Source organism: Arthrobacter sp. SPT-J7 (assembly GCF_059089965.1).
Genome location: NZ_JBNHFF010000333.1, coordinates 1 through 2,594 on the forward strand (window position 1 = coordinate 1; position 2,594 = coordinate 2,594).

A 2,594-nucleotide genomic window follows, 5' to 3' on the forward strand; every position below is an offset into this window, starting at 1 on the left:
CGTGCCGGAGCCGTTTGCTCCTGATCGCAAGATTCGCGTACCGCCATCCGGGCTGCGCCTTCGCCAGCTTCTCTGCTACGCGGTCGGCCCAGCCCCGGACCCCGTTGGGCAACCGCTCGTCCCGGTCCCCAACCCCTTCAGTGAAAGAGTCTCCAAGAGCAACAAACACCCGCCGCCCGGACTCAGTAAGCAAAGGATCAGGCCGCACCAGCCCAACGTAGCCCCAACAGAAAGAGCGTAGGGAAAGCCGAGGTAAAACCTAGGTGACGCGCAGACAAGCCGTTACTGGCGGCTTGCGTAGGAGCGCATCGCCGACCAGAGCCGAGTGAGGCCGCCCGCGGCCGAACGAAGCGGCGGGAGGTGTCTAAGCGACGGCAAGCCGGCAGTTACGGTGACCCCACCACGCGGGAGGAAAGTTAGCCCTCGGCTTTGCCCTGGCGCCAGTACCCCATAAAGGCAACCTGCTTCCGATCGATCCCTACGTCGCGGACAAGGTACCGGCGCATGTCCTTGATAACCGCAGCTTCGCCGGCGATCCAGGCGTAGAACGGCATGGCGCCGGCGGGCATGTCGGGGTTTTTGGTGGCCTTGATGTCGGACGCCTCCATCCGCTGGGGAGTCTCCCAGAGGATGTCCACGTCCACGTCGACGTCCTCCGGCTCCGGTCCAGCGGCGCCGTCAGCGGCTTTGATGGCCACCCAGCCGGGGACCGGAACCGCCTTGCGGACCGCTTCCTGGAGCAGCTCGCCGTGTGGCCGGGACCGTCCGATCGCGGCACCCCGCGCCAGCCAGGTGACCTCGATGTCGGCAGGCGAGGACAGTTCGAGGAAGTCGCCTGCTTCGGGGACTTCCAGGAAGGCGTGTCCGGTCATGTATGCCGGCAGGCTTTCCAGGATGGCCGAGATGGCGGGGACTGCCGTCTCATCGCCGGCGAGGAGAATGCGCTGCGCCAGTCCGGGCCGCCATTCGATGCCGCCATAGGCTTCCGCAGTCAGGCACTGTGCGGCGCGGTTGTTCGGGCCGATAAGGGTGGCCGCATCACCGGGCTTGGCATTGAGGGCCCAGTTGGCGGCAGGCCCCGGATGTGTCTGGGCAAGCCCAGGAGCGTCGAAGTGCATCACGAAGTCGACGTCGATCTCCGGGTATACCGTGTCCAAGCGGGCATGGCGGACAGTGTAGGTGCGCATGGAGCCGCGCACGGCCGGGTCCATGGCCAGCCATTCGCGGTACCAGCCGGCCTGGCTCATTTCGAACGCCGGCAGGGGAAGTTCTGTGCCGTCGGCGGCGAGGGACGGGATCATGAGCTTGATCCGGAGGTCGAGGGTGTCGCCGTTGACACCGAAGTCCCGCAGCGAGTACCCGCCGAACGTGATCCGGCGGAAGTTGGGGCTGAGTTCCTGCACTGAGGAGACAGTGACCTCGAACGCCAGGGTCATCGGTTGGGTGGAGGCGGCGGCAATATCGCGGGTCTTCATGAAACGAGCTCCAGTTCGTTGGCGGGGACGTGGTGTCGGCCGATCGGAATGATCAGGGGGGTTCCGGAGACAGGGTCCGGGATGACGCGCGACTCAAGGCCGAAGACGTTGCGGACCAGCCCTTCGGTGACCACGTCCTGCGGCGCGCCTACTGCCACCACCGCGCCGCCTTTCATGGCGATCACGTTGTCTGCGTAGCGGGCGGCCAGGTTCAGGTCGTGCAGGACGATGGCCACGGTGGTGCCCCGCTGGCGGTTCAGGTCCGTCACCAGATCCAGCACTTCCACCTGGTGGGCAAGGTCGAGGTAGGTGGTGGGCTCGTCCAGCAGCAATACGTCGGTTTCCTGGGCCAGCGCCATGGCAATCCAGACCCGCTGCCGTTGCCCTCCCGAGAGTTCATCCACGTTCCGCTCGGCGAGGGCCAGCGTCTCGGTGGCTTCCAGCGCGCGCTGCACGGCGAGATCATCCTTTTCGCTCCAGCTGCGGAAGAAACCCTGGTGCGGGTACCGGCCGCGGCCCACCAGGTCGCGGACCAGGATGCCGTCGGGTGCGGTGGGATGCTGTGGCAGCAGGCCAAGGGTAAGTGCCAGTTCCCGCGCCGGGCGTGAGTGGATGTCCTTGCCGTCCAGGGTCACGGCGCCGGCCGCGGGTTTCAGGAGCCGGGACAGACCCCGCAGGAGGGTGGACTTGCCGCAGGCGTTGGCCCCCACGATCATGGTCACCTGGCCTTCGGGAATTTCGGCTGTCAGCCCGTCCACGACGCAGCGCTGATCGTACTTGAGCGTCAGGTCCTTGGCGTTGAGAACTGGCACGTCAGGCATCCTTTCGGTTGGCCGTGACCAGGAGCCACAGCAGGAACGGGGCGCCAAGCGCGCCGGTGATGACCCCCACCGGCAGCACCGTGCCGTCCAGCAGCAGGGGGGCAAGGTTAGCGGCGGCGTAATCGGCGGCGAGGACAATCAGGGCACCAACCAATGCCGACGCCGGGAGGCTGGCTTTGCCGGTGAAGCGCCGGGCGATAGGCCCTGCCAGGAAGGCGACGAAGGAGACTGGCCCGGCGGCCGCCGTCGCCACTGCTGCCAACGACACCGCAACGACCACCAGCGCCAGGCGGGTGGC

The 2,594-nt window shown here is 66.9% G+C and carries 4 protein-coding genes; all 4 read right to left on the bottom strand.

Annotated features, from left to right (window positions below):
• On the bottom strand, window positions 1–208 hold a 208-nt coding region (locus AC5RWX_RS32225; RefSeq protein ID WP_494100247.1), incomplete at its 3' end, for an SGNH/GDSL hydrolase family protein.
• Between the two features lie 208 nt (window positions 209–416).
• Complete coding sequence (locus tag AC5RWX_RS32230; protein WP_494100248.1) at window positions 417–1,475, bottom strand: siderophore-interacting protein; 1,059 nt, start codon at window positions 1,473–1,475, stop codon at window positions 417–419.
• Window positions 1,472–2,287 (bottom strand): ABC transporter ATP-binding protein, encoded by an 816-nt coding sequence (locus tag AC5RWX_RS32235; RefSeq protein ID WP_494100249.1) that lies wholly within the window; start codon window positions 2,285–2,287, stop codon window positions 1,472–1,474. Before AC5RWX_RS32235 ends, AC5RWX_RS32230 begins: the two co-directional genes overlap by 4 nt.
• Window position 2,288: 1 nt before the next feature.
• On the bottom strand, window positions 2,289–2,594 hold a 306-nt coding region (locus AC5RWX_RS32240), incomplete at its 5' end, for an iron chelate uptake ABC transporter family permease subunit (protein WP_494100250.1).